Genomic DNA, 26,571 nt, shown 5'->3' with positions numbered 1-26,571 from the left:
TCATGACCTCAGCCAACTCGCGCCCCGTGTCGGTCCAGATCGCGTTCTGGGCGTGGGTGGTTGCGGCGATTTGGCTCGTGCTCAGCGGACTGCTGGCCGTGACTGCCGACTACGGCCGGCTCGTCGGGAGCTTTCCCACTGCCAGCCTGTCGGAGGATCAGGTCCGCTCGATGGCGTTCGTCTTCCGTGGATTCGGTGTGCTGTTCATCCTCGCCGGAGCGTTACTCGCTTTCCTGGTCGGTCGAACGCGGAAGGGCGACAAGCGATTTCGAAGGGCGTGCGTCGCGCTGTCGTACGGAATCGTGCTGCTGCTGGTGTTGTGTGCGCTGCTGCTCGGCATCGTGATGCCGCTGCCGGCGGCAATCGCGTTGCTCGTCGCGGCGGTGGCGGCCAGCCGCGACTCCGCGACCGCGTGGTTCGACGCCGTGGATGCAGGGGCACAGGGTGACTGACGGCCCGCCGTCGGCGCCGCTGTTCCGCGAGGCGGGTGCCAGTTGGTGGTGGTTGCTGGCCGGGCCGCTGGCGGCGGCGATCATGCTGGGCATCGAGGTCAACGCGGGGGTCGGCCCGCAGCTGATCATCCCGGCGTTCTTCCTCGTGATGGTGTCGGGGTTCCTCGCCATCCAGATCAAGGCCGCACGAACCCACACGTCGGTCGAGCTGACCCGCGAGACGCTGCGCCAGGGCACCGAGACCATCGACGTCAGCGCGATCGTGCGGGTTTTTCCTGAGGCCGACAAAGATGCGGATCCGCCCAAATGGCAGTCGGCCCGCGCGCTGGGCGAACTGACGGGCGTACCTCGGGGCCGCTTCGGGATCGGGCTCAAACTCACCGAGGACCGTACGGTGCAGGCGTGGGCGCGCCGGCATCGCGAACTGCGAGCTGCGCTCACCGAACTCGTGCAGCAGCGCAGCGCCGAGAACCGTCCACCCGGCGCCGCCACGTGAAGCGCGCCATCGTCGAGCTCGTGCTGGCCGTCGCCTTGGCGGCCGGCTGTGTGTTCAGCTGGCTCGGGGCTCAATCGACCGTCGTGGTTTCGCCGGTTGCCGATGGCGAGCCTGTCACCAGTTCGGTCGCGTACTACCCGCCGCTGCTGGTTCTGGCATTCATGCTGGGCACCGCCGCCGGTGTGCTCGCGGTCGTCGGCATCGCACGGCTCCGGCGCCACCGCGAGCTGTTACAGAGTGCAGTGTCTGTAACATCGTCTCCATGACTGAGCTCGCGCAGACCACGCCCGCGACCGACGACGCGTTGCCGCTGGGTCCGCAGTCGCTGGTGTGGCGGTATTTCGGCGACAACCGGATGTTTCTGATCGGCCCACGCCCGGCCGTGCTGCAGAACATGCTCGCCGAACTCGGCCAGGGCGTCCTCGACCACTCGGTGTTCTTCTCCGACACCGCCGCCCGCGTCAAGCGCTCGCTGCCGCCGATCTTCAACACCGTTTACGGCTCGGACGCAGACAACCCCGGCCACCAGGTCCGCGACTTCCACCACCAGATCAAGGGCGATATGCCCGACGGCGGGCGCTATCACGCGCTCGACCCGGAAACCTATTTCTGGGCGCACGCCACCTTCGTCGAGCAGGTGCTCTACTTCGCCGACACTTTCGTCAAGCGGCTCAGCCGCGCCGAGAAGGAACAGATCTATCTGGAGTCGAAGACCTGGTACCGCCGCTACGGCGTCAGCGACCGGGTGATGCCCGCGGATTACGCTGCATTCGAACAGTATTGGGACACGATGCTCGACGAGATCGTGGTCGCCCATCCCACCGCGAAGTACGGCGTCGGCTACGTCACCAAGGGTTTTCCGTGCCCGAAAGGTGTTTCGCCGCTGGTGTGGCGGATGGTGGCGCCGCTGTTCAATCCGGTGGCGGCGTTCTTGACGACGGGCGGTCTGCCGCCGCGGGCACGGGTTCTGCTGGGTCTGTCGTGGAGTGACCGTCAAGAACGGCGCTACCAGCGGTTCGCCGCGCTGTGCCGATCACGGCCGGTCAACTGGCTGTGGGACCGTCTGCCAATGCGCTTGCGGTACAACAAGTTTGCCCGGTCCGGATATGCCAGAGCAGCAGCTGGCTGACCCCGTCACGACCGCGATCTTGGACGCGGCGATGGTGGAATTCGAGCGCCACGGGTTTCGCCGGGTGGCGCTCGACGACGTCGCCCGGCGCGCCGGCGTGAGCCGCATGACGATCTACCGGCGCTTCAGCAACCGTGACCAGCTCGTCACCGCGGTCATCGACCGGGAGAACGCCGCGCTGTTCGCCGACATCGCTCAGCAGCTGAAAAGCCGTGGGCCGCAGAGCAACTACTATGTGGAGGCGTTCACCTCGGCGATCCTGCAGCTGCGCCGGCATCGGGTGCTCAATCGGATGATCACCGACGAGCCGGCGCTCACGCTGGCGCTGGCCCACCAGCACTGGCCTGCGGCGGTCGAGCGGATGGCCGGGGCGCTGCGAGTCATCTTCCCGGCCGGGTTCGCCGAGCGGATCGGCGATCAGGCCGTCGACGAGCTCGCGGACATCATCCTGCGCTACGCCCTGATGGCGCTGCTGCTGCCGTCGTCGACACCGCTGGAGACGGCCGACGACATCAGGACATTCGCCGCCGCCCATTTCCTGCCGAGTCTGCCCGCGGCGCTGCGCGCCGTTCCGGCGTAGTGGCCGGCGCTGGGCCGGACCACCAACGTGCGTCCACGGCGACGACACGCCGAGGCGCCTCGCCAGGAGTTCACGCTCGGGTCAGCAGCAGCGTCGACTTGATGCCCGTCGCCTTCATGATCTGCCGCCAGGGCGGCTTCACCGACTCCACCGCTTCGGCGGTCGGCAGAATTCGGGGATTCGTCACACGAAACGTCTTGCCGTTCAGCATCACTCGAGCACCATTGGCCGCCTGCACGTTGCGCACCCAGTCGCTGTCGGTTCCGTACGGCAACAGCACCGCGACGCCGTCGTGAGTGCGGAAAAGCGACACCGGCGTGCGATAGGTCTTGCCGGAGCGTCGTCCGACGTGCTCGATGATCGACCACATCGACACCCAGCCGCTGATCGGCCGGACCAGCCGGTTGAGCACCTGCCGGTTGAAACGGGCTCGTCGGCGCGCGAAATCGCTCATGCGTCTTCTCTTTTCAGCAGCACTGCGTACTCGAACGGCAGCCTGGCGAAGATCGGCCGCCACAGCCCCTTCACCGACGGCGCCGCCACAGATTTCGGCATCACCCGGGGATCTGTCACGGTGAACGTCTTACCGTGGCGCTGCATTCGGCCCCGCCCGGCAGATGTCAAATTCTTCAGCCAATCGCGGTCGGGCCCGTAGGTCAGCAATATCGCGACACCGTCGCGGGTGCTGAACACGTTCAGCGGCGTGCGGTAGACCCTGCCCGACCGCCGTCCGACGTGTTCGAGGATGCCCATCGCCGGCAGCCAGCCCGCCCACAGCCGCTGAATCGGGTTTGTGACGCGGCGATTGAACCGGGCAAGCCATTGCGGCAGTTGCATGGTGACCATCAAACTCGTGGGCATGGCCTACCTCAAGCCGCCGTGGTTCACCGCCAAGATCTTCAACCGGCTCGCGATGGCCAGCGGCATGGCCAACACGGAAACGCTGACGGTGACGAAGCGGGGCAGCAAGGAACCGCAGAAAGTGCCCGTCCTGACCGTCGACGTGGGCGGCACCAAGTACCTGGTGTCCACCCGAGGCGAATCGCAGTGGGTGAAGAACGTGCGCGCCGATCCGAACGTCACGATCACGACGAAAGGCCGCACCACCAGCTACACCGCCCGCGAAATTCCCGAGAAGGACCGGCAAGCCGTCCTGACGGCCTACCGTCAGAAGGCCGGAAGGATGGTCGACGGGTACTTCCGCAAATTGCCGCACGAAGCTGACCATCCCGTCTTCGCGCTCACTCCCGCGAGGACCTAAGTCACCAGATCTCCATTTCTGGCGAGCGGGACCGCCTACGTCGCTTACAGTCGGTTTTCAGCAATTCTTGCGCGAACGCAGGGGGACATCGATGTCGACCCGGACTAAGTGGGCGGGAATCGCGGCTGCGGTTTCTGCGGGGGTAATCGCCAGTGTCGTGGCCGCGGCAGCGCCGGAGGGCGCGCCGGTGGTCTCGTCGCCCACGGCGGCAGCCACCGCTACACCGTGGGTGCCGCGGCCGATCTTCGGGCCCAAGCCCGTACCGCAGCCTCGTTCGGCGATCGGGCAGACGCAGAAGCCACGCCCGGCCGAGAACAGCACCGACTGGGGTAGCAAGGCCAATGCACCGTTCCAGGCGATCCAGCAGGCGTTGGGCAGCCTGGGCGACGCGCTGAACGCTTCGGACATCGGTGCGACGCAGTCGGCGTGCCGCCAGCTGAGCAGCGCGGGCGCCCGGTTCGCCGCAACCCTGCCCGCCCCGAAGCAGGCGCTCACCGACGAGGCGCAGGCCGCGGTCAGTGAGATCGACGCCGCGTCGCAAGCCTGCCTGGCCGATTCGCCGGACCTCGACGCGCTCGTCACGCACGCGAACGCCGCCAACGACCACCTGTCGGCCGTGGCGAAGATCTCGTCCGGCAGCGGCTAGAGGTCCTACACCCTGTAGTCGGCGCCTGGCCTGCAGCTGGGACACTGGTTCCCATGTGCAGCGCTGAGCAGATCCGCTTCGACGACGGCGCCGCACGCACCGCTGTTTCCGCCCGCCTGTTCGCCCAAGCCTGCGACGTGATCCCGGGCGGCGTGAACTCGCCGGTGCGGGCTTTCAAGTCGGTTGGGGGCACGCCGCGGTTCATCACGTCGGCCCGCGGCTGCTGGCTCGTCGACGCCGACCGCAACCGCTACGTCGATCTCGTCTGCTCGTGGGGCCCGATGATCCTCGGTCACGCCCACCCAGCGGTCGTCGAGGCCGTGCAACGCGCCGCCGCCACCGGCTTGAGCTTCGGTGCCCCCACACCCGCGGAGACCGAGCTCGCCGCGGAGATCAGCCGCCGGGTACCACCGGCCGAGCGGGTCCGACTGGTCAACTCCGGCACCGAGGCCACCATGAGCGCGGTGCGGCTGGCCCGCGGGTTCACCGGCCGGCCCAAGATCGTTAAATTCGCCGGCTGCTACCACGGCCACGTCGACGCGCTTCTTGCCGACGCCGGTTCCGGGGTGGCGACGCTGGGCCTGCCGTCGACGCCCGGGGTCACCGGTGCGACGGCCGCGGACACGATCGTGCTGCCCTACAACGACGTCGGCGCGGTGCAGCAGGCCTTCGACCGGTTCGGCACCGAGATCGCGGCCATCATCACCGAAGCCTGCCCCGGCAACATGGGCACTGTCGCGCCGGAGCCGGGCTACAACGAGGCGTTGCGCCGCATCACTCGACAAGCCGGGGCGCTGCTCATCAGCGACGAGGTGATGACCGGCTTCCGGGTGAGCCCGTCGGGGTGGTACGGGCTGGAGCCGGTGCAGGCAGATCTGTACACCTTCGGCAAGGTGATGAGCGGTGGGCTACCGGCCGCGGCGTTCGGGGGGCGCGCCGAGGTGATGGAGCGGTTGGCGCCGCTGGGTCCGGTGTACCAAGCCGGCACCCTGTCCGGGAACCCGGTCGCGGTGGCGGCCGGGCTGGCGACGCTGCGCGCCGCCGACGAATCCGTGTACCGCAATCTGGACGACAACGCCGAGCAGCTGGCGGAGCTGCTGCATGATTCCCTCGCGGAAGCCGGTGTGCCACACGCCATTCCGCGTGCCGGGAACTTCCTGTCGGTGTTCTTCGGTGACCGTCCGGTCAACGACTTCGCCTCGGCCAAGGCCAGTCAGACATGGCGATATCCGGCGTTTTTTCATGCGCTGCTCGACGGCGGCGTCTACGCGCCCCCGAGCCCATTCGAAACCTGGTTCGTCTCAGCGGTTCTCGATGAAGAGGCGTTCCACCGCATCGAGGCCGCGCTGCCCGCCGCCGCCCGGGCCGCGGCGAAAGCCCCACGACCGGAGGCGTGATGGCAGAGACCACGACCGTGCACGTGATGCGACATGGCGAAGTGCACAATCCCGACAAGATCCTGTACGGCCGGCTGGACGGCTACGGACTATCCGAACGGGGTCGCGCGCAGGCCCAGGCGGTGGCCGAGGCGCTGGCCGACAACGACATCGTCTTGGTGGTGGCCTCGCCGCTGCAGCGGGCTCAGGAGACGGCCGAGCCGATCGCTGCCCGCCACGGATTGGACGTGGTGACTGACCCAGACCTGATCGAGTCAGTGAACGTGTTCGAGGGACAGCGTGTTTCGCCCGGCGACGGCGCCCTGCGGGATCCGCGCAATTGGCGGTATCTGGTCAACCCGTTTCGGCCGTCGTGGGGAGAGCCGTACAAGGAGATCGCCGCGCGCATGCGCACCGCGGTCGAGAAGGCACGCGCGAAGGCAGCCGGCCACGAGGCCGTAGTGGTCAGCCATCAACTGCCGGTGTGGACGCTGCGGCGACATCTGGAAAACAAGCGGCTGTGGCACGACCCGCGCAAGCGGCAGTGTGATCTGGCGTCGCTGACGTCATTGGTGTTCGACGGCGAGAATTTCATTCGCGCGAACTACTGGGAACCGGCCGCGGAATGACGATGCGTCGGCTGATCGCCTCGCTGGCGGCTGTGGCGGCACTGTCGACCGCCTGCTCCACCGGCGACGACGCGGTCGCGCAGGGCGGCACGTTCGAGTTCGTCGCACCGGGTGGCCAAACCGACATCTTCTACGACCCACCCGACACCCGTCGTCGCCCCGGCGACCTAGCTGGACCGAGCTTGATGGACCCCGCGAAGACGGTGGGGCTCAACGACTTCAGCGGTCAGGTGGTCGTCGTCAACATCTGGGGACAGTGGTGCGGCCCCTGCCGCGCCGAAATTGCCGAGCTGCAGCAGGTCTACGACGCCACCCGCCGTGACGGCGTGGCGTTCTTGGGCATCGACGTGCGCGACGGCAACCGCGACGCCGCAAAGGATTTCGTTATCGACCGCAAGATCGCCTACCCGTCCATCTACGACCCGGCGATGCGCACGATGATCGCGTTCGGTGGCAAGTTCCCCACCACCGTGATCCCGTCCACCCTGGTGCTGGACCGCCAGCACCGAGTCGCAGCGGTGTTTCTGCGTGAGTTGCTTGCCGAGGACCTGCTGCCGGTGGTGCAGCGGCTGGCGGCTGAGCAACCGAAACCGGGAGTGCAGTGACGGGTTTCGCTCACCTCGCCGCCGCCGGGCCACTGCTCGTCGCGGTCGGTGTGGCCGCGCTGGCTGGTCTGGTGTCGTTCGCGTCGCCCTGTGTGGTGCCGCTGGTACCGGGCTATCTGTCATATCTCGCTGCGGTCGTCGGTGAGGAGCAGGCGCACGGCCAGGTCGCCGTCAGGACCGCCCGCTGGCGAGTGGCCGGCTCTGCGGTCTTGTTCGTGGCCGGCTTCACCACGGTGTTTGTGCTGGGCACGGTCGCGGTGCTCGGGATGACCACGACACTGATCACCAATCAGCTTCTGTTGCAACGCATCGGCGGCGTGCTGACGATCGTGATGGGGCTGGTGTTCGTCGGGTTCATTCCCGCGTTGCAGCGCCAAGCCAGGTTCACGCCGCGCCGCGTGTCGACTGTGGCGGGTGCCCCGTTGCTCGGTGCGGTGTTCGCGCTGGGGTGGACGCCGTGCCTGGGCCCGACGCTGACCGGGGTGGTCGCGGTCGCGTCGGCCACCGACGGGGCCAGCGTCACGCGGGGCGTGCTGCTGGTGGTGGCGTACTGTCTGGGTCTCGGAATTCCGTTCGTGATATTGGCATTCGGTTCCGCGTGGGCTGTGCGCGGGCTGGGCTGGCTGCGCCGGCACACCCGCGCGATCCAGATCTTCGGCGGAGCACTACTGATCGCGGTCGGTCTGGCACTGGTCACCGGCGTCTGGAACGACTTCATCGCCTGGGTGCGTGACGCGTTCGTCACAGACGTGAGGCTGCCGATATGAGGCACGCTGTCGCATGGGCCCGCAACACGTGGCGGGCGCTGACATCGATGGGCACCGCGCTTGTGCTCTTGTTCCTGCTTGCGCTGGGCGCCGTGCCGGGCGCTCTGCTGCCGCAGCGAAACCTCAACCAGACCAAGGTGATCCAGTACATCGACGAGCATCCGACGATCGGACCGTGGCTTGACCGGCTGCAGGCATTCGACGTGTTCTCGAGCTTCTGGTTCACCGCCATCTACGTGCTGTTGTTCGTGTCGCTGGTCGGGTGCCTGGTACCGCGGATGGTCGACCACGTCAAGAGCTTGCGCGCGACTCCAGTCGCCGCGCCGCGCAACCTTTTTCGGCTGCCCAAGCATGCCGAGCGCCGGCTCGAGGCGGAACCGGAAGCGCTTGCCGCCGAGATCGACGACCGGCTCGGCGGCTGGCGCCGTGTCACCCGCCGCAGCGGTGATGTCGTCGAAATCTCAGCGGAGAAAGGTTATCTGCGCGAATTCGGCAACCTGGTGTTCCACTTCTCGCTGCTGGGCTTGCTGGTGGCGGTGGCGGTCGGGAAGCTTTTCGGTTACGAGGGCAACGTCGTGGTGATCGCCGACGGCGGTCCCGGATTCTGCTCCGCGTCACCCGCGGCGTTCGACTCGTTCCGTGCCGGCAACACCGTCGACGGCACATCGTTGAACCCGATTTGTGTGAGGGTCAACGATTTTCAAGCACACTATCTGCCATCGGGGCAGGCGACGTCGTTCGCCGCGAACATCGACTATCAAGCCGGCGACGACGTGACCGCCGGCAGGTGGCGGCCGTACCGGCTTGAGGTCAATCACCCGCTGCGCATCGAGGGCGACCGGATCTACCTGCAAGGCCACGGCTACGCGCCGACGTTCACGGTGACCTTCCGCGACGGGCAGACCCGCACCCAGACCGTGCAGTGGCGGCCTGACGACCCGCGGACGCTGCTCTCGTCGGGCGCGATGCGGTTCGACCCGCCGGGCGGCACCTATCCCGATCCCAATGAACGTCGCAAGCACCAGATCGCGATCCAGGGATTGTTCGCGCCCACCGAACAGCTGGACGGCGCCCTGCTGTCGTCGAGCTTCCCGACGCTCAACGCCCCGGCGGTGGCGGTCGACGTCTACCGCGGTGACGCCGGTCTGGACACCGGCAAGCCGCAGTCGTTGTTTTCGCTCGACCCGGCGCTGATGCATCAGGGCCGGCTCGCCAAGGTGGCGCGGGTCAACCTGCGGGCCGGTGAGCAGGTGCGGCTCGACGACGGCACCGTGGTGCGATTCGACGGTGCGGTGCCGTTCGTCAACCTCCAGGTCTCCCACGATCCCGGCCAGATGTGGGTGCTCGTGTTCGCGTTGACGATGATGGCCGGCTTGTTGGTGTCGCTGGTGATCAGGCGGCGACGGATTTGGGTCCGGATCGTTCCGTCAGAGGTCGTCGGTACCGTGAACGTCGAGCTGGGCGGCTTGGCCCGCACCGACAACTCCGGCTGGGGTGACGAGTTCGAACGGCTGGTCACGCGAGTGCTGCCGGACCGGGCGGCGCCCGAGCCGACGAGAGAGAAGGCGGACCGCGCATGAATACCGAGCGAGAAGCGAAGGCGGATCGCGCATGAATACCGAGCGAGAAGCGAAGGCGGATCGCGCATGAATACCGAGCACGTCGACGTGACGCTGGCTACTTATTCGGATTGGGCCTTCACGTCGTCCACCGTCGTGCTGGTCGGGGCGTTGCTGCTGTTGGCGTTCGAGTTGGCCTACAGCCGCAGCCGCAAGGCCGAGGCGCGGGAGCTGGTAGCGGCCGGCGTCGGCGGCGACGGTGCCGCACCTGGCGTGGCCGACAACCCGGCGCGACCGTTCGACGAGCGCGTCGGCGGCGCCGGCCTGGCGCTGGTGTACGTCGGAATCGGCTTGCTGTTCGCGTGCGTCGCGCTGCGCGGGTTCGCCACCATGCGTGCGCCGTGGGGCAACATGTACGAGTTCATCAACCTGACATGTCTGTCCGGGTTGGTGGCCGCGGCGGTTGTGTTGCGACGTCGGCAGTACCGCCCGCTCTGGGTGTTCGTGCTGTTGCCGGTGTTGATATTGCTGACGATTTCGGGCCGCTGGCTCTACGCCACCGCCGCGCCGGTGATGCCTGCGCTGCAGTCGTATTGGCTGCCGATTCATGTCTCGGTGGTCAGCCTCGGCTCGGGGGTGTTCTTGGTCGCCGGCGTCGCGAGCATCCTGTTCCTGTTGCGGATGAGCAAATTCAGCCAGCCCGATACGCAAGGGATGTTGGCGCGCGTCGTGCAGAAGCTGCCCGATGCTCAAACACTCGACCGGATCGCTTACCGGACAACGATTTTCGCGTTCCCCGTGTTCGGCTTCGGGGTGATCTTCGGAGCGATCTGGGCCGAGGAGGCATGGGGTCGCTACTGGGGCTGGGACCCCAAGGAGACGGTGTCGTTCATCGCGTGGGTGGTGTATGCGGCGTACCTGCACGCTCGGTCCACCGCGGGCTGGCGTGACAAGAAGGCGGCGTGGATCAACGTCGTCGGCTTCGTCGCGATGGTGTTCAACCTGTTCTTCATCAACTTGGTGACGGTCGGCCTGCATTCGTACGCGGGAGTCGGCTGATCGCTGCGCTAGTGTCGTGCGCGAAGGAAAGACGAGCTAGGGGGACAGGGCGTGCCTGACGGCTTCGACACCGGTGGCTTTCGCGCAGAACAGCGCTTCGACGAGCCCACCACGGGGCCGGTGCGAGACAGCAACGGCCGTCACAGTCAGCCGCCGCCGCACTGGGCCGCCGCGACACCGCCCACCGGCTTCCCGCAGCCGCTGGCCCCCCCGTATCAACCACCGCCCACCTCCGAGGATCTGACCACCACGGAGTTGTTGCGCCCGGTGAAGCCGCCGCCGTCGAGCGGCTGGCGAAAATGGCTGTATCTAGCCACATTCAAGGCCGTGAACCTGGGCGAGAGCCCGAAGGACGCGCACCGAAAGAATCTGCTTGCGCAAGTCAATCGGCCGCTGCAGGGCTGCTATCGAATTGCCCTGCTGTCCTTGAAAGGCGGCGTCGGCAAGACCACGATCACTGCGGCGCTAGGTGGCACGTTTGCGACGATCCGGGGGGACCGGGTCGTCGCCGTCGACGCCAACCCCGACCGCGGCACGCTCAGCCAGAAGGTGCCGCTGGAGACGCCCGCGACCGTGCGCCACCTGCTGCGTGACGCCGAAGGCATTCAGCGCTACAGCGATATTCGCCGCTACACGTCGCAAGGGCCGAGCCGCCTGGAAGTGTTGGCCTCCGAGAGCGATCCGGCCGTGTCGGAGGCGTTCAGTTCAGAGGACTACACCCGCACGCTCGACATCCTCGAACGCTTCTACAGCCTGGTGCTCACCGATTGCGGTACTGGCCTGATGCATTCGGCGATGTCGGCGGTGCTGTCGAAAGCCGACGTTTTGATCGTGATCAGTTCGGGTTCCGTCGACGGCGCCCGCAGCGCGTCAGCGACGCTGGACTGGCTCGACGCGCATGGACATCGGGAGATGGTGCGCAACTCGATCGCGGTGATCAACGCGGTGCGGCCCCGCTCGGGCAAGGTGGATCTGCAGAAGGTGATCGACCATTTCTCGCGGCGGTGCCGCGCGGTGCGGTTGGTGCCGTTCGACCCACATCTGGAAGCGGGCGCCGAGATCAGTTTGGACCGGTTGAAGCCGGCGACCCGGCAGGCGCTGATCGAACTGGCCGCGGTTGTGGCCGACGGCTTTCCGAGCGGCCGGCCTGAGGGCTTCGTTTAACGCTTGGTCGTGTCGTCGTTGCCCCGGCCGAGCCGCCACAGGAATTCGGGATCGTCGTCCGGGCCGATGACGCGGGTTCGGTGCCGAGGCTCGCGCGCAGCCTGCGTCATCCGCCAACCGACGTAGATGAGGCTGGCCAGGATCAGCAAGATGATGAGCAGGTATACCAGCGTGAACACCTCCTTGGATCGAATATACGCGCGTGGATAGGCTCGGGCGGTGGGCAACGATGAGCCGCTTGCGCGAAGAGCAGAAGGCAGCGATGAGCCGCTTGCACGAAGAGCAGACACTGGCGATGAGGGGTCCGACGCAAGGCCGGGGCCTCGGCTGGTACGTGATGTGGTGCTGTACGCGCTGGCCCGGCTTCTTCTGGTCGCCGCCCTGACCGCGCTGATCTACGGCGTCGCCCGCGTGGCCGGCGTGCACGACTTCCCGCTCTACATCGCGTTGGCGTTCGCGATCGTGATCGCGCTGCCGTTGGGAATCTGGTTGTTCACACCGTTGCGGCGTCGGGCTACCGCCAGCATCGCCGCGTTCGACGACCGACGGCGCCGGGACCGGGAGCAGTTGAGAGCTCGGCTTCGTGGCGAAAAGCCGCCGGGGTAGCGCAAACTATGAGCCCATGACCGGGCTGGGCTTCGGTGTCTTGGGCCCGTTGGAGATGACGGTCGACGGGTCGGCGGTGCCGCTGGGCACGCCGAAGCAGCGAGCCGTGCTGGCCATGCTGCTGATCAACCGCAACCGTGCCGTCAGCATCGGATCGCTGGTCACGGCGGCGTGGGAGCAGTGGCCGCCCGCCGAGGCGCGGGCAAGCCTGCACTCGTACGTGTCGAATCTGCGCCGGCTTCTGGCCAAAGCGGGCATCGACCCGCGCACCGTGTTGGTCAGCGCGCCGCCGGGCTATCGTCTCAACATCACCGAAACAGCTTGCGACATCGGCAGATTCATCGTCGAGAAGAACAACGGGGTGCAGGCGGCCGCCGCCGGTGACTTCGATGCGGCCAGCCGGCATCTGACGGCTGCGCTCGCGGAGTGGCGCGGACCCGTGCTCGACGACTTGCGCGATTTTCAGTTCGTCGACGCCTTCGCGGCCGCGCTGACCGAAGACAAGCTGCTTGTCCACACCGCATGGGCCGAAGCCGAAATCGCTTGCGGCCGTGGCTATGCGGTGATCAGCGAGCTCGAAAGGCTGACCGCCGAACACCCTTACCGCGAGCCGCTGTGGGCGCAGTTGATCACCGCCCACTATCTGGCCGAACGGCAATCTGATGCGCTGGACGCCTACCGGCGGCTCAAAGACACGCTCGCAGAAGACCTCGGGATCGATCCGGGCCCGACGGTGCAGGCGCTCTACGGGCGGATCCTGCGGCAGGAGCCTCTGGACATCAAGCACACCGCCAGGGCAACCGCGGCGGAGACCGTGATCAGCATCGACCAGCGCACCGCGGTCAGCGGTGAGCATGCGCTGGCATGCCTGCGCGAGCAGTCAGGACGCAGTCATCCGCTCCTCGCGGCCGCCACCCGGATCGGTCGGCTGGCCGACAATGACCTGGTGCTCGACGACGCCAGCGTCAGCCGCCACCACGCCGTGATCATCGACACCGGCACCAGCTTCGTGATCACCGACCTTCGATCAGCCAACGGGGTGTACGTGGGAGGGCAACGGGTGCGGGGCAGTACGTCGCTGAACGACGGTGACCAGATTCGGATTTGCGATCACCGCTTCACATTCGAGATCCGTTCCCCCGACGAGCATGCTCAGTAGCCCGGTTTCCCCTGTGAGCTGCGTCTGCAGGCATTAGCGTGTTGCCGTGAGCGGCCCGGTGATGCGGCCCGCGGGAGGGTGAGGAAGACCAATGAGCGACACCGACTCGCGGGTGGGAACCGACTTCGGTCACTATCACTTGAGACGGTTGCTCGGGCGCGGCGGCATGGGTGAGGTGTACGAGGCCGAAGACACTCGTAAGGACCGGACCGTGGCGCTCAAGTTGCTGCCGTCGGCCATGACTCACGACCCGGTGTTCCGCAAACGCCTTCAGCGCGAAGCACATTCGGCGGGCCGGCTGCAGGAACCGCATGTGGTTCCAATACACGACTACGGCGAAATCGACGGGGTGCTCTACGTCGACATGCGCTACATCGACGGCACGGACCTGCGCAAGATGCTGGTCCGCTACGGGCCCCTGACGCCGGCACGTGCGGTGGCCATCATTCGTCAGGTCGCGTCCGCGCTCGACGCCGCCCACGAGAGCGGCATCATGCACCGCGACGTCAAGCCAGAGAACATCCTGATCACTCGAGACGACTTCGCGTATCTGGTGGATTTCGGCATCGCCAACGCCACGACCGACGAGAAGCTCACCGAACTGGGCACCGCGGTGGGGACGTACGCGTACATGGCGCCTGAGCGGTTCACCAACTCGGAGGTGACTTACCGCGCCGACATCTACGCGCTGGCGTGCGTGCTGCACGAGTGCTTGACGGGGGCGCAGCCGTATCCGGCCGACAGCGTCAGCGTGGTCATCACCGCGCACCTGATGCATCCGATCCCTCGGCCCAGCGTGCTGCGCCCCGGCATACCCGCGGCGTTCGACGACGTGATCGCCCGCGGCATGGCGAAAGACCCGAAAGATCGGTATGCCACCGCGGGTGACCTCGCGATGGCGGCGCACGAAGCGCTCGCCAGCCGTGACAAGGACCAAGCCGAGACCATCCTGGCGCGAAGCGGGGCGGCCACCATACCCGCGGCTGTCCCGCCGACCACTCCGGCCGGCTTTGCAACGCCGCCGCCCAGCTTCTCGACGCCGCCGCCTGCCGGGCCGCCGCCTGCCGGGCCACCGCAGGGCTCGCCGACTCCGCCGCCCACGCCGCCGCCGTTCGCGGCCGCATCGTCGCAGCCGCCGTACCAGCCTCCACCGCCGTCGGGACCGGGCGGTTGGGGGCCCGGCGGCTGGGGACCCACCGGTCCCATGGGTCCTGGCGGCCCGCCAGCGGGACCGCCGTGGCAGCCGCCGCCATCGGGACCGATGCCGTCGGCCCAGCCGCCCAAACGCAACTGGACACCGATCATCCTCGGCATCGTCGCGCTCGTCGTCGTGGTGATCGTCGCCGTGGCGGCCATCCTGCTCATCCCGAAGTTGCTGAAGAACAACGACGAGACCTCGACGACCGCTACGACGTCGCCGACCACTACGACCAGTACGAAGACACGGACCACCAGCCGGACCGCACCGTCGACCACCGGTCAGGGCGGCCCGATCGCCAAGCTGATGACGCTGCTGCCGCCGGGCTACGACCCGGGAACCTGCAAGCCGGTCACTCCCGTCGCGGACGCTTTGGCCACGGTCGACTGTGAACAGAACTCCAAGCCGGGCGGACCCGCCGTCGCCCGCTATTCGTTGTTCGGTGACCAGGCGAGCCTTGACCGGCATTTCGAGAGCGCAATGAAAGAAGACGAAGAGCTGCTGACGTGCCCCGGTAGCGACACACCGTCGCCCACCACCTGGCACTACACGTCCACGCCGGACAAGGTGGAGGGCCAGGTGGCGTGCGGCAGATACAAGGGCGACTCGGATGTCATCTGGACCCGCAACGAGGACCTGATGCTGGGCAGTGGTCAGGGACCCGACATGGCTGCGCTGCACGACTGGTGGCTGCAATTCGGCTGATCGCCGCGGCCCGTTGGCGGCGCCGGTTGATGTTGCCGCACAATGGCGCTCATGAGCGCACAATCGTTGTACCAGAGGTGGATCGAGGAATTGTGGTCGGGAAAGCCGGTCGCCGCCGAGTTGGTGTCCGACGACTTCGTGGGCCACTGGCCTGGGCGTGACGTCCACGGGCCGTCGGAGCTGCAGGCGATCGTCGACGAGACGCGAGAAATGATGCCGGACTTGACCTTCGACATCGAGGTGGGGCCGCTGGTCGACGGCGAGCTGCTGGCCGCACGATGGGTCGGTCGGGGCGGCGACGGGAGCGTCGCGTTCACCGGCAACGACATCTTGCGGATCGCCGACGGGCGCTTCGTCGAATACTGGACGGGGACGTCGGCCGCCTGATCACGTCGGCGGCGCCGTCAGCGTCAGCGCCAGTGCGACGGCCGCCGACCACACCAGCATCGTGAGCCCGGTGTCGCGCAGCACGGGAATCAATTCGCGTCCACCGCGGCCGCGCCGCACCGGGGCTGCGGCCCGCCACGCCAGCGGCGCAGCGATGAAACCAGTTGCAGCCCAGGGGGTTGCGGCCGTCAGGCCCAACGTTGCGACAGCCGCAACACCGAGCAGCACCTGATAGAACACCCGGGTGCGGGCATCGCCGAGCCGCACCGCGAGCGTGACCTTGCCGGTGCGCGCGTCAGTGGGGATGTCGCGCAGGTTGTTGGCGACGAGCACTGCCGACGACAGCGAGCCCGTCGCCACTGCCAGCACCACGCCCACCCAGTCCACCTGAAGCGCCTGCACGTACTGCGTGCCCAACACCGCGACCAACCCGAAGAACACGAACACCGCCAGCTCGCCGAAGCCGCGGTACCCGTACGGCTTTGAGCCGCCCGTGTACAGCCACGCACCAGCGACGCAAAGCGCGCCGACCGCGATCAGCCACAGCGCGCTGGTGACGGCCAGCGCCAGACCTGCGGCTGCGGCGATGGTCAGGCTCACCGCGGCGGCCGCCCGCACGGATCTCGGTGCGGCAAGCCGGGATCCGACCAGTCGCAGCGGTCCGGCGCGCTCGTCGTCGGTGCCGCGGATGCCGTCGGAGTAGTCGTTGGCGAAGTTGACGCCGACGGTCATCGCGACCGCCACCAGCAGCGCCAGCAGCGCCTTCCACCACACCGCGGCGTGCAGCCATGCCGCGGCCCCTGTCCCGGCGATCACCGGCGCGACGGCGTTGGGCAACGTACGGGGACGCGCCCCCTCGATCCACTGCGCCACGCTGGCCACAGCGTCGATAGTCGCATGCTGTTTGAATGGGCCAATGATCGGCGTGATCGGAGGCAGCGGCTTCTACACGTTCTTCGACGGCGACGCCCGCAGCGTCGAGATGGACACCCCATACGGGCCGCCCAGCGCGCCGATCACCATCGGCGAGGTCGCTCACCACCAGGTGGCGTTTCTGCCGCGCCACGGCGTGCGCCACGAATTCTCGCCGCACGCGGTGCCGTACCGCGCCAACATGTGGGCGTTGCGCGCGCTGGGGGTGCGGCGGGTCTTCGGGCCGTGCGCGGTCGGCAGCCTGAGCCGTGCGCTCGGCCCGGGCGCGATGGTGGTGCCCGATCAGCTCGTCGACCGCACGTCGGGCCGCGCCGACACCTACTTCGATTCCGGCGGTATTCACGTCAGCTTCGCCGACCCGTACTGCCCGACGCTGCGGCAGGCCGCGTTGGCGCCGGGGATCACCGACGGCGCGACGATGGTCGTTGTCCAGGGGCCTCGGTTTTCCACCCGCGCCGAGAGCCGGTGGTTCGCGGGCCAGGGCTTCGAGCTGGTGAACATGACCGGGTATCCGGAGGCGGTGTTGGCGCGCGAACTCGAGATATGTTATGCCGCAATCGCTTTGGTCACCGATCTGGACGCTGGTATCGACGTCGGATCCGGGGTGCGCGCGGTCGACGTGTTCGCCGAGTTCCAGCGAAACCTGGGCCCGTTCAAGCAGGTGGTGCTCGACGCCATCAGCGCGGTACACAGCGAGCGCACCTGCACCCATTGCCTGCCGCATGAGGGCGTTTCGCTGCCCTTCGAGCTGCCATGAAGGTGCTCGTGACCGGCGCGGCCGGGTTCATCGGGGCGCGGGTGGCCGACGCGCTGAGCGCCGACGGGCACGAGGTCGTGGGTGTGGACGTGATGCATCCGGCCGCCCACGCGCCGGGCAGTCAGCCGCCGCCCGGCTGTCATCGCGTGGACGTCCGCGACGCCGACGCGCTGGCCGGGTTGCTGGCGGGTGTCGACGTGGTGTGCCATCAGGCCGCGATGGTGGGCGCCGGCGTGGACGCCGCCGACGCCCCGGCGTACGGCAGCCACAACGACTACGCCACCACCGTGCTGCTGGCCCAGATGTACGCCGCAGGCTGTTCCCGGCTGGTCCTCGCGTCGTCGATGGTGGTCTACGGGCAGGGCCGCTACGACTGCCCGGTCCACGGGCCGGTCGAGCCGCCGCCGCGAAGCCGCGAAGATCTGGACGCCGGCATGTTCGAGCACCGCTGCCCACACGGCGGCGAGGATCTGCAGTGGCGACTGGTGGACGAGGACGCGCCACTGCGGCCGCGCAGCCTTTATGCCGCCAGCAAGACCGCGCAGGAGCACTACGCGCTGGCCTGGAGCGAGGCGGCCGGCGGATCGGTGATCGCGCTGCGCTACCACAACGTGTACGGCCCGGGCATGCCACGGGACACGCCGTATTCGGGGGTCGCCGCGATCTTCCGGTCGGCGCTCGAAAGGGGAGAGCCCCCAAGGGTTTTCGAAGACGGTGCCCAGATGCGCGACTTCGTTCACGTCGACGACGTCGCAGCGGCCAATGTGGCGGCCGTCCGCCGGGTGGGCGCGCAGCGGTTCGCCGCCGCGAATATCTGTTCAGGACAGCCGATTTCGATCCTGCAGGTGGCCGAACTGCTGTGCAGCGCAAGCGGCGGGCCGGCGCCCGTGGTCACGGGCCAGTACCGCAGCGGGGACGTCCGCCACATCGTCGCCGACCCCACCCGGGCGCGCGACCTGCTCGGGTTCACTGCCCACGTCCGCCCAGCGGAAGGCATTCGTGCCTTCGCAACGGCGCCGCTGCGCGCCTGACAGCGGCTCAGCGATCTGCCGCGAGCGGCAACCTGACCTCGAATCGTGCCCCGGTGCCGAGATTGTGCGCCGAAAGCGTGCCGTGATGCGCCTGCACCAACCCGGCCGCGATCGCCAGCCCCAGACCAGAACCGCTCGGCAGCGACGGGTCGCTGCGCGGCACCCGCCCGTTGGAGCCGCGGTACGCCACGTCGAACACCCGCGGAAGGTCGGCCTCGTCGATGCCCACGCCGGTGTCGTCGACGCGGGCGAACGCGCCGTTCTCGTCGGCGCCGAGCGCCAGCTTCACGGTGCCGCCCGCCGGCGTGTGCGCGATCGCATTCGCCACCAGATTCGACAGCACCCGCACCAACGCGCGGTCGCTGCCGATCACCCGGACCGGCTCGGCGGGCAGCGTCGCCTGCAACGCCACCCCGGCACGTTCCGCGGCGATCTTGTGTGCGGCCAGCACGTCGTCGACCACCTCGTCGAGCGCCACCCGCTCCTGCGTCAGCTGCACGGCGCCGGCGTTGATCTTCGACATCTCGAACAGGTCGTCGACCATCTCCGACAGCCGAACCGACTCCTGCTCGATGTGTTTGGCGTGCTCGCGGATTTCACGCGGCGGCACCACGCCGTCAGCCAGCGCCTCGGCGACCGCGCGGATGCCGGCCAGCGGCGTGCGCAAATCGTGGCTGACGAACGCCACCAGCTGCCGCCGTGACTCCTCCGAGGACCGCTCAGAGTCGCGAATCTGTCTCTCCCACACCGTCCTTCGGGCCTGGAACCGGGCCAGCATCACCGCCGCCGGGATGGTGACCACCGCGACGATCACCAGCACCACGGCTATCTGCCGGAACGTCTGCGTGATCATGAAGCCCGACGCACCCAACACGCCTGCCAATGTCGCGAGCGTCGGAATCAGCACCAGCACCACCATGCTGACGGCCAGCGACCACGACCGCGCCAGCCGGATCACCAGCCAACCGGCCACCACGACGGGCACCGTGCAGCCCAGCGCCCAGCCGACGATCTGTACCAGATCATGTGTCGGCATGCGGTTCGCCCCACATGTACCCGCGCCCCCACACGGTCTGAACACGATGTCGCGCACCGAGTTTCGTGCGCAGCCTCTTCACGTGCACGGTCACTGTCGACAGGTCGCCGAACTCCCAGCGCCACACCCGCTTGAGCAGTTCCTCGCGGGTGAACACCGTGTCCGGGTGGGTCATCAGGAACAGCAGCAGGTCGAACTCGCGGTTGGTCAGGTTCACCTTGCGCCCGTCGACGTACACCGACCGCGCGGCAGTGGCCACCTTGATCCCGTCGGCGGTGATCTCCATCGGCACCGCAGAGCCGGGAGCCGGGGCCCGGCGCAGCACCGAGCGCACCCGCAGCGCCAGTTCTCGAGGGCTGAACGGTTTGGTGACGTAGTCGTCGGCGCCTGCCTCCAGGCCCGCGATGCGGTCGTCTTCCTCACCCAGCGCGGTCAGCAGGATCACCGGGATCGGATAGCCGCCGCCGCTGCGCAATGTGCGGCACAGCGCCATCCCGTTGGGGCCGGGCATCATCACGTCGAGCACCGCGACGTCGATCCGCTGGGTGCCCAGCACCCGCAGCGCCTCGGTCCCGTCCCCGGCGACGGTCACGTCGAGGCCGTCGCGCTCCAGATACCGCCGCACGACGTCACGGACGACGGTGTCGTCGTCGGCGATCAGCACCCGTGCGGCCACAGCCCCGAGGTTAGTCGGAAACCGGGACGACCTGCGGCGATGTCATTGATTCGTCACCCCTGCCGGCGCAGCGGCAGATACCGGCGTGACTAACCTCGACACACATGCCCGACTGTTCGGTGACGGTGGTGCTGCCGTGCTTGAACGAAGCGGCCTCGCTGCCGGGCGTGTTGGCGAGAATTCCGCCGGGATATCGGGCTTTGGTGGTCGACAACAACAGCACTGACGAGACCGCCGATGTGGCGCGCAGCCACGGCGCTCGGGTGGTCACGGAGCCACGGCCGGGGTACGGCGCCGCGGTGCACGCGGGCGTCGTCGCGGCGACGACGCCGATCGTGGCTGTGCTGGACGCCGACGGATCGCTGGATCCGGCGGAGCTGCCCCTGATGGTCGCCGAACTCGAGCGGGGCGCCGACATGGTGGTCGGACGCCGGCGCCCGGTGCGCGGGTTGCGCTGGCCGTGGCATGCGAGGCTGGGCACCGCCGCGGTGAGCTGGCGGTTGCGGAACCGCTATGGACTGCCGATACACGACGTCGCGCCGATGCGGGTGGCCCGCCGCGACGCGCTGCTGCGACTCGGCGTCGAGGACCGCCGGTCGGGATATCCGGTGGAGCTGCTAGTGCGGGCAGCACAGGCCAGCTGGCGCGTGGTGGAGCGCGACGTGGGATACGGCCCGCGTACCGGCGGGAAGTCGAAAGTCAGCGGGTCGGCGCGCGGCAGCCTCGTCGCGGCCGTCGACTTCTGGCGGGCGATCTCATGACGCTGCCGGTGACGGTGCTGGTGGTCGCGAAGGCGCCCACACCGGGGCAGGCCAAGACCCGGCTGGCGGAGGCGGTGGGTGCGCAGGCGGCAGCACAGATCGCCGCGGCCGCATTGCTGGATACGCTCGACGCCGTCGCGGCAGCGCCGGTGGCCGGTCGTGTGGTCGCGTTGACGGGTGATCTCGATACCGCGGTGATGGCCGACGAGATACGTTCGGCGCTACGCCCTTTCGTCGTCGTTCCGCAACGCGGTATCGATTTCGGCGACCGGCTGGCCAACGCCCACGCCGATGCCGCCACAGCGGCTGGACCGCGGCCCGTGCTGCAGATCGGCATGGACACCCCACAAGTCACGCCCGGGTTGCTTTCCCGCTGCGCTGACGCGCTGCTGGCCGCGCCGGCCGTGCTCGGGATGGCCACCGACGGCGGCTGGTGGGTGCTCGGGGTGCACTCGCCCATCGAGGCGGACGTGCTGCGCGCGGTGCCGATGTCGCAACCCGACACGGGTGCGATCACACTTCGCGCCTTGCGCGACACCGGAATCAACGTGGTGCTTGTCGACGAACTGCGCGACGTCGACACCATCGACGACGTGGCCGCGGTGCGTGCTCAATGCGCATCCGAATCGCGATTCGCCAACGTAACCCAAGGGCTGTGACGTGCTGGGCAACCTCTACGAACTGGCGCTCAGCGGTGAACGGTGCTGGGTTCGCCACGACGACGGTCGCGTGCATGCGCTTCCGGTGCGCAGCTGGCTGGGCGGGCGCGGGGCCGACGATGCTTTCGACCGCGCCGTGGTCGGCTTGTGTGACGGCCCGACACTCGATCTGGGTTGCGGGCCAGGGCGATTGGTGGCCCAGCTGATACGCCGCGGCATCCCAGCGCTCGGTGTGGACCAGTCGGCCACCGCAGTGCGGCTAGCGCGGCGCCGGGGCGCGCCGGCACTGCGCCGTGACATGTTCGCGCCATTGCCGGCCACCGGCCGCTGGCACACCGTGCTGCTCGCCGACGGCAACATCGGCCTGGACGGCGACCCGGGGCGGATCCTCGCGCGGGCCCGTCAGCTGCTGCGGGAGGGCGGGCGGTGCCTGGCCGAATTCGACAGCGCTGCAACGGGTGTGCACCGCGGCTGGGTGCGGCTGGAGTCGGCACGTGCGGTCGGGCCGTGGTTCCGCTGGGCGTCCGTCGGCGTCGACAGCGCCGCCCGGCTGGCCGAGCTCGTCGGCATGTCGGTCATCGGAATTCATCCGGTGGGTCGACGGGTGGTGGCGAGCCTCGCCGTTTGACCCGCACCAGCCGGATCGCGTAACAGCCCGCGCTGACAGCGAACATCGCCGCGCACAACAGCAGCCACCTGCCCAGAAACGGCTGCTGCGTCTGGCCGGTGGCAGCCTGGTACGTGGCGGCACCCTGCTCGATGATTCCGGGCAGGAACACCAGCAGGGTCAGCGCCGCGCCGAGGAGGGGCACGCGAAGGTAATTCAGCACCGAGACACGGGCTTTCGGCAGCCGGCGGTCTGGCAGCGTCAAAAGCCGGTCGGCCAACGAGTACAGCGGAAACAGCACCAGGTCGTGGCCGACGACGGCCGCTGCGAACCACACCGCGATCGACTGCCACCACACGTGCGGGTTCCACAGTGTCTGGGGCTTCATCACGGCGATGACGTAAGCCAGCGCGGCGAACCCGGCCAGCATGGTCAGCAGGTGCAACGGATGCGAGCCGTAGAACGTGCGGTAGCGGGCCAGCAGGCCGCCGGCGGTGTTCACGGTTCGGGCTCGAACTCGATGGACGCCACCCACTTGGTCTTGTGGACGCCGGGCAGCGCGGGAACGATGATCCGCGCGGGATATCCGTGGTCCAGCGACAACTCCGCACCGTTGACCCGCAGCGCCAGCAGCGAATCGGAGTCGAGCACCTGGTTACCTTGCAGCACAGCGCGGTTGAATGCGCCAAAGCGTTCCAACGACGTCACCCGCGCCAGCCGCGGCGTCGGCACGCCGGCGAGCGCGGCCAGATCACGCAGCCGCACGCCGCTCCATGTTTCGGTGGTCGACCAGCCTTCGACGCACGCGATCGGCAGCCGTGCGGTGTGTTGCGCCATGGCGGCCAGTGCGTCGCGGTCCAGCGTCACCGGAGCGGATCCACCGGTCAGCCTGAGTCGCCACCGCTCGCCGGTGCTCTCGGGGCTGATCGCTGCCGCGAATGCGGTCCGGTTGACCTGAAAGTCGTTGGGCCCCGATCCGTGGTCGCGTCCGCGTGGAAGCAGCAACGCCGAATGGCGGGTCCAGCCGCCGACGGTCTGCCCGGCGGTGATCGCGGCCATGGCCAGCGCGCCGCCGCCCACCAGTGCCAACGCACCACGGCGGCTCACCGTCGCAGGTGCCGGATCGGAGGCCACCAACCCGTCGGGATCCTGCGGCTCTGGCTGTGTGTCAGAGCGGTTGGTGCGCAACACTTCTCGCATCGGGATGGCACGCACACCGCTGAGCATGCGCGGAACCTTCAAGGTGATGTGCATCAGGAAGCCGACGATGAACACCCATGCGCCGAAGTAGTGCGCGGTGTAGAAGCTGAAACCGAAGATGTAGTCGTATTGGATGTTCAGCACACCGGTGGCCAGCTCGAACAAGATGCCGCCGACGAGCATGAGCAGCGAAAGCCGTTCCAGCATTTGCGCGATCGACCGACTCGGCGGCCAGACGAACAGCTTCGGGATCACCGACCACAGCTTGGCCAGCACCACGGGAATGAGCACGAGTCCAAGCCCGACGTGCACGCCCTGGGTGAGCCGGTACAGCCATGCCGGCCTCGTGGGCCAGTCGAACGTCGGCAATTTCAGCCAACCCACGTCGGCGGGAATGGCCTGCCGAAACTGCGGGCCGTACGCGATGTACGACAACAAACCGGTGAGGATCACGACCGGCAGGGTGACCAACAGCACCAGGCCCAGGACCGAGGTCAACCATGGGCCGCGAAGCGGGCTGCGCCACCGGCGTTGTGTCGGCGCACTGTCGTCGGCCATGTCTCTCGTCTACTCCGGTCTGCGCCCAGCGGCACCGTTTTCCCGGAGACGAAGTTCTTACCAGTTGGTGTAGATGACGTGGTTGAGCACCAACGCACCGACGACGTTGGCGGCCAGCCACCAGCGATGCGACCGGTGGGGCAGCAGTGCCGGCGCCGCTGTCAGCCACATCGTGAACGGCAGCCAGATGCGTTCGGTTTCGGCCTTGCTCAGCATCGACAAGTCCGCGCACACAATCGCGGTGAGCGAGGCCAGCACCAGAAGGTGAACACCGCAGCGGCGGCGGATCGCCGTGAGATCGAAGACCTTGCTGACTCCGGCGACACTGCCCAGACCGATCGCGCACACCACCGATGCCAGATTGGCCCAGCTCCAGTACTGAAACGGCCGGTCATTCGCTATGCCCTGCCAATAACGTTGCTGCACAAGGGTATAGCCGTCGAACCACCAGAAGCCTGCCCACGCGAAGACGCCGACGACCATCAGCGCCGCGGGTATCGCGACGGCCAGCGCTGTCAACGCGTCACGACGTCGATCGGCGGTGAAAAGCACGGCCACCGCCAGGACTGCGATCAGTGCCAGGCCGTAGTTCAAGAAGACCGCCCAGCCCAGCAGCAGACCGGCAGCGGCGGCGGCCACGACGGGCAGCCGGACGCTTCGGCTGACGGCCAGCGCCAGCAGCGCCAGCCCCCATGCGGCGACTCCCGCGAAATAGCCGTCGGCTGACACCGCAACCCAGATCGCGGTCGGTGCGACCGCCACGAACGGCGCGGCGAGCCGGGCGGTGGCCTCGCCGTCGAGGGCCCGCAGCGTCACGACGATCGCCGCGGCCGCGCTGGATCCGGCGAGCAGGCACAAGGTCCCGGCCCAGCCGCCGCCGCCCAGCCCGATGCGGTCCAGCCAGACGAACGTCAGCAGCGCACCGGGTGGATGGCCGGAGACGTGCGTGATCCAGGAGTCGGGCAAAAAGTCGGGGATGCGACGGGCGAAACTGCGCAGTGCCGCCGGGATGTCGGTTACGGACGGCACTTGGCGCAGGTATTCGTGCTGGGCGGTCAACCGGCCGGCAAAGCCGCGCTTCCAGCCGTCGACCAGGGCCAGCGAGAACGCCCACGCCGCTGACGTCGCCCACGCGACAACGGGCAGCGCCCGCCACGGCAGGCGTTGGGCGACAGTGGGTCCGTACGCGACGGCAAGCACGCCGATCAGCACCGCGACCGGGGTGCCCCATCCCACGTGGGTGTTCCACCATCCGAATATTGGTGCGGTGTCGGCGAATTGGTGGATTCGTTCGGGTGACGAGCGGATCAGCGGCGTGACGACGCCGAGATGCAGGTGCGGCACGACGAATGCGGCTGTCACCAGCGCGACGGCCAGCGGAACCGCGACCGCCTCGCTGCGCACCTTCACGACGCCAACCCTATGGGCAGATCACCGGGAGAACCGTCCGGCCAGCGCCCGCCTGTCCACCTTGCCGATTCCGCGCAGCGGCAGCTCGTCGACGACATGCAGCTCACGCGGCGCGGCAGTGCTGTCCAGTGAGGCGCCGACGAACTCGCGCAGCTCCTGCAGCGTCGGCGGCTGACGATCCGCCGCAGCCACCACCGCGGCGACCACCCGCTCGCCGAGCCGAGGGTCGGGTACGCCGAACACCGCGCACTGCGCTACCGCCGGATGGCTTGCGATCACCGCCTCGACCACTTGTGGCTGCACGGTCAGGCCGCCCGTGCTGATGCCCTCGTCGAGCCGGCCGTACACGGTGAGCACGCCGTCGGCGTCGATGCTGCCCGCGTCGTCGGTGCGGAACCAGCCCGGTTCGGCGAACGGGTCGGCACCTGACGGCGGATTGCGGTATCCCTTGGCCAGCGTCGCGCCGCCGAGCACCACCCGCGCATCGTCGATCCGCATCCGCACCCCGTCCAGCGGCACCCCGTCATAGACGCAGCCGCCGGCGGTCTCGCTCATCCCGTAGGTGCGCACCACGTGAATGCCTGCGGCACATGCCTTTTCCGCCAACGCAGGAGGGAGCGGGCCGCCGCCGATCAGCACCGCGTCGAACTCGGCCAGTGCGCCGGTCGCCGCCGGGTCGTCGAGCGCCTTCGCCAATTGGGTTGCCACCAACGACGCGTAGCGCCGACCGCTACCCAGCGCCTGTACTGCGGCGGGCAGCACTGAAACGTCGAAACCGCCGGAGACGTCGAGCACCACCGGCGTGGTGCCGGCGAGCGTGCTGCGGATCAGTACCTGCATGCCGGCGATGTGGTGCGCCGGCAATGCCAACAGCCAGCGGCCGGTACCGCCGAGGCGCGCGTGTGCCGCAGACGCACTGGCCCGCAGTGCCGCTGTGGTCAGCATCGCGCCCTTCGGAGCGCCCGTCGTGCCTGACGTCGCAACCACCAGCGCCACATCGTCGTCGATCGGTTCGCCGACCCGCAAAGCCGTTGTCAGCAAAGAACATTCACGCGGGCTCCAGGTCGGTACGGGCAGCAGCGCATGAGTGCGGCCGGTCAGCATTTGCTCCACCGCCGGCAGAACACGCGAAACCTCGGCGCCGGCGGGAATGTCGAGCGTGTGC

General features: G+C 68.3%; 33 protein-coding genes. 23 read left to right on the top strand and 10 right to left on the bottom strand.

What is annotated here, in order from left to right:
- The first annotated feature begins 2 nt into the window (after positions 1 to 2).
- From AC5Y39_RS17380 to AC5Y39_RS17360, 5 genes are read left to right on the top strand one after another with little or no spacing between them, the layout of a single operon-like run.
- Positions 3 to 452: a hypothetical protein gene (locus AC5Y39_RS17380; RefSeq protein ID WP_500019896.1), complete on the top strand. Its 450-nt coding sequence runs from the start codon at positions 3 to 5 to the stop codon at positions 450 to 452.
- Positions 445 to 948, top strand: coding sequence for a transport-regulating membrane protein Mce1N (mce1N, locus tag AC5Y39_RS17375; protein WP_500019898.1), 504 nt, complete (start codon positions 445 to 447; stop codon positions 946 to 948). Before AC5Y39_RS17380 ends, mce1N begins: the two co-directional genes overlap by 8 nt.
- A complete protein-coding gene (locus tag AC5Y39_RS17370; RefSeq protein WP_500019900.1) occupies positions 945 to 1,214 on the top strand; it encodes a hypothetical protein in 270 nt (89 codons plus the stop codon). The genes mce1N and AC5Y39_RS17370 overlap by 4 nt, the downstream gene beginning before the upstream one ends.
- Positions 1,211 to 2,077 carry an oxygenase MpaB family protein gene (locus tag AC5Y39_RS17365; RefSeq protein WP_500019902.1) on the top strand — a complete coding sequence of 289 codons (867 nt, stop codon included), beginning with the start codon at positions 1,211 to 1,213 and terminating at the stop codon, positions 2,075 to 2,077. Before AC5Y39_RS17370 ends, AC5Y39_RS17365 begins: the two co-directional genes overlap by 4 nt.
- A complete protein-coding gene (locus AC5Y39_RS17360) occupies positions 2,055 to 2,657 on the top strand; it encodes a TetR/AcrR family transcriptional regulator (protein ID WP_500019904.1) in 603 nt (200 codons plus the stop codon). Before AC5Y39_RS17365 ends, AC5Y39_RS17360 begins: the two co-directional genes overlap by 23 nt.
- A 70-nt stretch (positions 2,658 to 2,727) precedes the next feature.
- Here the strand turns inward: AC5Y39_RS17360 and AC5Y39_RS17355 are convergent, their stop codons facing one another.
- Together AC5Y39_RS17355 and AC5Y39_RS17350 are read right to left on the bottom strand one after the other, a co-directional pair.
- The gene (locus AC5Y39_RS17355) at positions 2,728 to 3,111 is read right to left on the bottom strand and encodes a nitroreductase family deazaflavin-dependent oxidoreductase (RefSeq protein ID WP_500019906.1); all 384 of its coding nucleotides are present in this window, start codon (positions 3,109 to 3,111) and stop codon (positions 2,728 to 2,730) included.
- Positions 3,108 to 3,494 (bottom strand): nitroreductase family deazaflavin-dependent oxidoreductase, encoded by a 387-nt coding sequence (locus AC5Y39_RS17350; RefSeq protein ID WP_500020117.1) that lies wholly within the window; start codon positions 3,492 to 3,494, stop codon positions 3,108 to 3,110. The genes AC5Y39_RS17355 and AC5Y39_RS17350 overlap by 4 nt, the downstream gene beginning before the upstream one ends.
- 22 nt (positions 3,495 to 3,516) lie before the next feature.
- On the opposite strand from AC5Y39_RS17350, the gene AC5Y39_RS17345 reads away from it, so the two are divergent.
- The 9 genes from AC5Y39_RS17345 (at position 3,517) to AC5Y39_RS17305 (ending at position 11,723) form a co-directional block, all read left to right on the top strand.
- Positions 3,517 to 3,918 (top strand): nitroreductase family deazaflavin-dependent oxidoreductase, encoded by a 402-nt coding sequence (locus AC5Y39_RS17345; protein WP_500019908.1) that lies wholly within the window; start codon positions 3,517 to 3,519, stop codon positions 3,916 to 3,918.
- Between the two features lie 91 nt (positions 3,919 to 4,009).
- Positions 4,010 to 4,564: a hypothetical protein gene (locus tag AC5Y39_RS17340; RefSeq protein WP_500019910.1), complete on the top strand. Its 555-nt coding sequence runs from the start codon at positions 4,010 to 4,012 to the stop codon at positions 4,562 to 4,564.
- Positions 4,565 to 4,617: 53 nt separating this feature from the next.
- The gene (gene hemL, locus AC5Y39_RS17335) at positions 4,618 to 5,961 is read left to right on the top strand and encodes a glutamate-1-semialdehyde 2,1-aminomutase (protein WP_500019912.1); all 1,344 of its coding nucleotides are present in this window, start codon (positions 4,618 to 4,620) and stop codon (positions 5,959 to 5,961) included.
- Positions 5,961 to 6,569, top strand: coding sequence for a histidine phosphatase family protein (locus AC5Y39_RS17330; RefSeq protein ID WP_500019914.1), 609 nt, complete (start codon positions 5,961 to 5,963; stop codon positions 6,567 to 6,569). Before hemL ends, AC5Y39_RS17330 begins: the two co-directional genes overlap by 1 nt.
- Before the next feature lie 2 nt (positions 6,570 to 6,571).
- Positions 6,572 to 7,174 carry a TlpA disulfide reductase family protein gene (locus AC5Y39_RS17325; protein ID WP_500019916.1) on the top strand — a complete coding sequence of 201 codons (603 nt, stop codon included), beginning with the start codon at positions 6,572 to 6,574 and terminating at the stop codon, positions 7,172 to 7,174.
- The gene (locus tag AC5Y39_RS17320) at positions 7,171 to 7,941 is read left to right on the top strand and encodes a cytochrome c biogenesis CcdA family protein (protein WP_500019918.1); all 771 of its coding nucleotides are present in this window, start codon (positions 7,171 to 7,173) and stop codon (positions 7,939 to 7,941) included. Before AC5Y39_RS17325 ends, AC5Y39_RS17320 begins: the two co-directional genes overlap by 4 nt.
- Positions 7,938 to 9,521 carry a cytochrome c biogenesis protein ResB gene (resB, locus tag AC5Y39_RS17315; RefSeq protein ID WP_500019920.1) on the top strand — a complete coding sequence of 528 codons (1,584 nt, stop codon included), beginning with the start codon at positions 7,938 to 7,940 and terminating at the stop codon, positions 9,519 to 9,521. Before AC5Y39_RS17320 ends, resB begins: the two co-directional genes overlap by 4 nt.
- A gap of 66 nt (positions 9,522 to 9,587) precedes the next feature.
- A complete protein-coding gene (gene ccsB / locus AC5Y39_RS17310; RefSeq protein WP_500019922.1) occupies positions 9,588 to 10,559 on the top strand; it encodes a c-type cytochrome biogenesis protein CcsB in 972 nt (323 codons plus the stop codon).
- 51 nt (positions 10,560 to 10,610) lie between these two features.
- The gene (locus AC5Y39_RS17305; RefSeq protein WP_500019924.1) at positions 10,611 to 11,723 is read left to right on the top strand and encodes a MinD/ParA family ATP-binding protein; all 1,113 of its coding nucleotides are present in this window, start codon (positions 10,611 to 10,613) and stop codon (positions 11,721 to 11,723) included.
- Here the strand turns inward: AC5Y39_RS17305 and AC5Y39_RS17300 are convergent.
- Entirely contained in the window at positions 11,720 to 11,893 is a 174-nt protein-coding gene (locus AC5Y39_RS17300; RefSeq protein ID WP_500020119.1) for a hypothetical protein, read from the bottom strand. The two genes, AC5Y39_RS17305 and AC5Y39_RS17300, sit on opposite strands and share 4 nt — an antisense overlap.
- A 157-nt stretch (positions 11,894 to 12,050) precedes the next feature.
- Between AC5Y39_RS17300 and AC5Y39_RS17295 the strand changes: the two genes are divergently transcribed.
- The 4 genes from AC5Y39_RS17295 to AC5Y39_RS17280 all read left to right on the top strand — a co-directional run bounded on the left by AC5Y39_RS17295 (position 12,051) and on the right by AC5Y39_RS17280 (position 15,778).
- Complete coding sequence (locus tag AC5Y39_RS17295) at positions 12,051 to 12,329, top strand: DUF4229 domain-containing protein (protein ID WP_500020121.1); 279 nt, start codon at positions 12,051 to 12,053, stop codon at positions 12,327 to 12,329.
- Between the two features lie 16 nt (positions 12,330 to 12,345).
- Positions 12,346 to 13,488, top strand: coding sequence for a BTAD domain-containing putative transcriptional regulator (locus AC5Y39_RS17290; protein ID WP_500019926.1), 1,143 nt, complete (start codon positions 12,346 to 12,348; stop codon positions 13,486 to 13,488).
- 91 nt (positions 13,489 to 13,579) lie between these two features.
- The gene (locus tag AC5Y39_RS17285; protein ID WP_500019928.1) at positions 13,580 to 15,391 is read left to right on the top strand and encodes a serine/threonine-protein kinase; all 1,812 of its coding nucleotides are present in this window, start codon (positions 13,580 to 13,582) and stop codon (positions 15,389 to 15,391) included.
- Positions 15,392 to 15,433: 42 nt separating this feature from the next.
- Positions 15,434 to 15,778 (top strand): ester cyclase, encoded by a 345-nt coding sequence (locus AC5Y39_RS17280; protein WP_500019930.1) that lies wholly within the window; start codon positions 15,434 to 15,436, stop codon positions 15,776 to 15,778.
- On the opposite strand, the gene AC5Y39_RS17275 is transcribed toward AC5Y39_RS17280, so the two are convergent.
- Entirely contained in the window at positions 15,779 to 16,660 is an 882-nt protein-coding gene (locus AC5Y39_RS17275; RefSeq protein WP_500019932.1) for a 1,4-dihydroxy-2-naphthoate polyprenyltransferase, read from the bottom strand.
- Between the two features lie 34 nt (positions 16,661 to 16,694).
- Here AC5Y39_RS17275 and AC5Y39_RS17270 point away from each other — a divergent pair, with 34 nt between their 5' ends.
- Positions 16,695 to 17,468, top strand: coding sequence for an S-methyl-5'-thioadenosine phosphorylase (locus tag AC5Y39_RS17270; protein ID WP_500019934.1), 774 nt, complete (start codon positions 16,695 to 16,697; stop codon positions 17,466 to 17,468).
- Positions 17,465 to 18,499: an NAD-dependent epimerase/dehydratase family protein gene (locus AC5Y39_RS17265; RefSeq protein ID WP_500019936.1), complete on the top strand. Its 1,035-nt coding sequence runs from the start codon at positions 17,465 to 17,467 to the stop codon at positions 18,497 to 18,499. Before AC5Y39_RS17270 ends, AC5Y39_RS17265 begins: the two co-directional genes overlap by 4 nt.
- Positions 18,500 to 18,506: 7 nt before the next feature.
- Here the strand turns inward: AC5Y39_RS17265 and AC5Y39_RS17260 are convergent, their stop codons facing one another.
- On the bottom strand, positions 18,507 to 19,535 hold the full coding sequence (locus AC5Y39_RS17260) for a sensor histidine kinase (RefSeq protein ID WP_500019938.1): 1,029 nt from the start codon (positions 19,533 to 19,535) through the stop codon (positions 18,507 to 18,509).
- Positions 19,522 to 20,211 carry a response regulator transcription factor gene (locus AC5Y39_RS17255; protein WP_500019940.1) on the bottom strand — a complete coding sequence of 230 codons (690 nt, stop codon included), beginning with the start codon at positions 20,209 to 20,211 and terminating at the stop codon, positions 19,522 to 19,524. Before AC5Y39_RS17255 ends, AC5Y39_RS17260 begins: the two co-directional genes overlap by 14 nt.
- Before the next feature lie 104 nt (positions 20,212 to 20,315).
- Here AC5Y39_RS17255 and AC5Y39_RS17250 point away from each other — a divergent pair, with 104 nt between their 5' ends.
- The 3 genes from AC5Y39_RS17250 to AC5Y39_RS17240 are packed head-to-tail and all read left to right on the top strand — an operon-like array spanning position 20,316 to position 22,259.
- Positions 20,316 to 20,972: a glycosyltransferase family 2 protein gene (locus AC5Y39_RS17250; protein WP_500019942.1), complete on the top strand. Its 657-nt coding sequence runs from the start codon at positions 20,316 to 20,318 to the stop codon at positions 20,970 to 20,972.
- Positions 20,969 to 21,631: a TIGR04282 family arsenosugar biosynthesis glycosyltransferase gene (locus AC5Y39_RS17245; RefSeq protein WP_500019944.1), complete on the top strand. Its 663-nt coding sequence runs from the start codon at positions 20,969 to 20,971 to the stop codon at positions 21,629 to 21,631. The genes AC5Y39_RS17250 and AC5Y39_RS17245 overlap by 4 nt, the downstream gene beginning before the upstream one ends.
- Before the next feature lies 1 nt (position 21,632).
- A complete protein-coding gene (locus tag AC5Y39_RS17240; protein ID WP_500019946.1) occupies positions 21,633 to 22,259 on the top strand; it encodes a methyltransferase domain-containing protein in 627 nt (208 codons plus the stop codon).
- Here AC5Y39_RS17240 and AC5Y39_RS17235 read toward each other — a convergent pair.
- The 4 genes from AC5Y39_RS17235 to menE form a co-directional block, all read right to left on the bottom strand.
- A complete protein-coding gene (locus tag AC5Y39_RS17235) occupies positions 22,207 to 22,668 on the bottom strand; it encodes a hypothetical protein (RefSeq protein ID WP_500020122.1) in 462 nt (153 codons plus the stop codon). The genes AC5Y39_RS17240 and AC5Y39_RS17235 overlap by 53 nt on opposite strands.
- A gap of 68 nt (positions 22,669 to 22,736) precedes the next feature.
- Positions 22,737 to 23,996, bottom strand: a complete 1,260-nt coding sequence (locus AC5Y39_RS17230; protein WP_500019948.1) for a molybdopterin-dependent oxidoreductase — start codon at positions 23,994 to 23,996, stop codon at positions 22,737 to 22,739.
- 57 nt (positions 23,997 to 24,053) lie between these two features.
- Positions 24,054 to 25,406 (bottom strand): hypothetical protein, encoded by a 1,353-nt coding sequence (locus AC5Y39_RS17225; RefSeq protein WP_500019950.1) that lies wholly within the window; start codon positions 25,404 to 25,406, stop codon positions 24,054 to 24,056.
- A 21-nt stretch (positions 25,407 to 25,427) separates the two neighbouring features.
- The gene (menE, locus tag AC5Y39_RS17220) at positions 25,428 to 26,528 is read right to left on the bottom strand and encodes an o-succinylbenzoate--CoA ligase (protein WP_500020124.1); all 1,101 of its coding nucleotides are present in this window, start codon (positions 26,526 to 26,528) and stop codon (positions 25,428 to 25,430) included.
- Positions 26,529 to 26,571 lie beyond the last annotated feature (43 nt).

Source organism: Mycobacterium sp. NGS39, assembly GCF_059812765.1.
The sequence above is the reverse complement of the archived record's forward strand: the minus strand, read 5'-3'. Positions and strand labels throughout refer to the sequence as shown.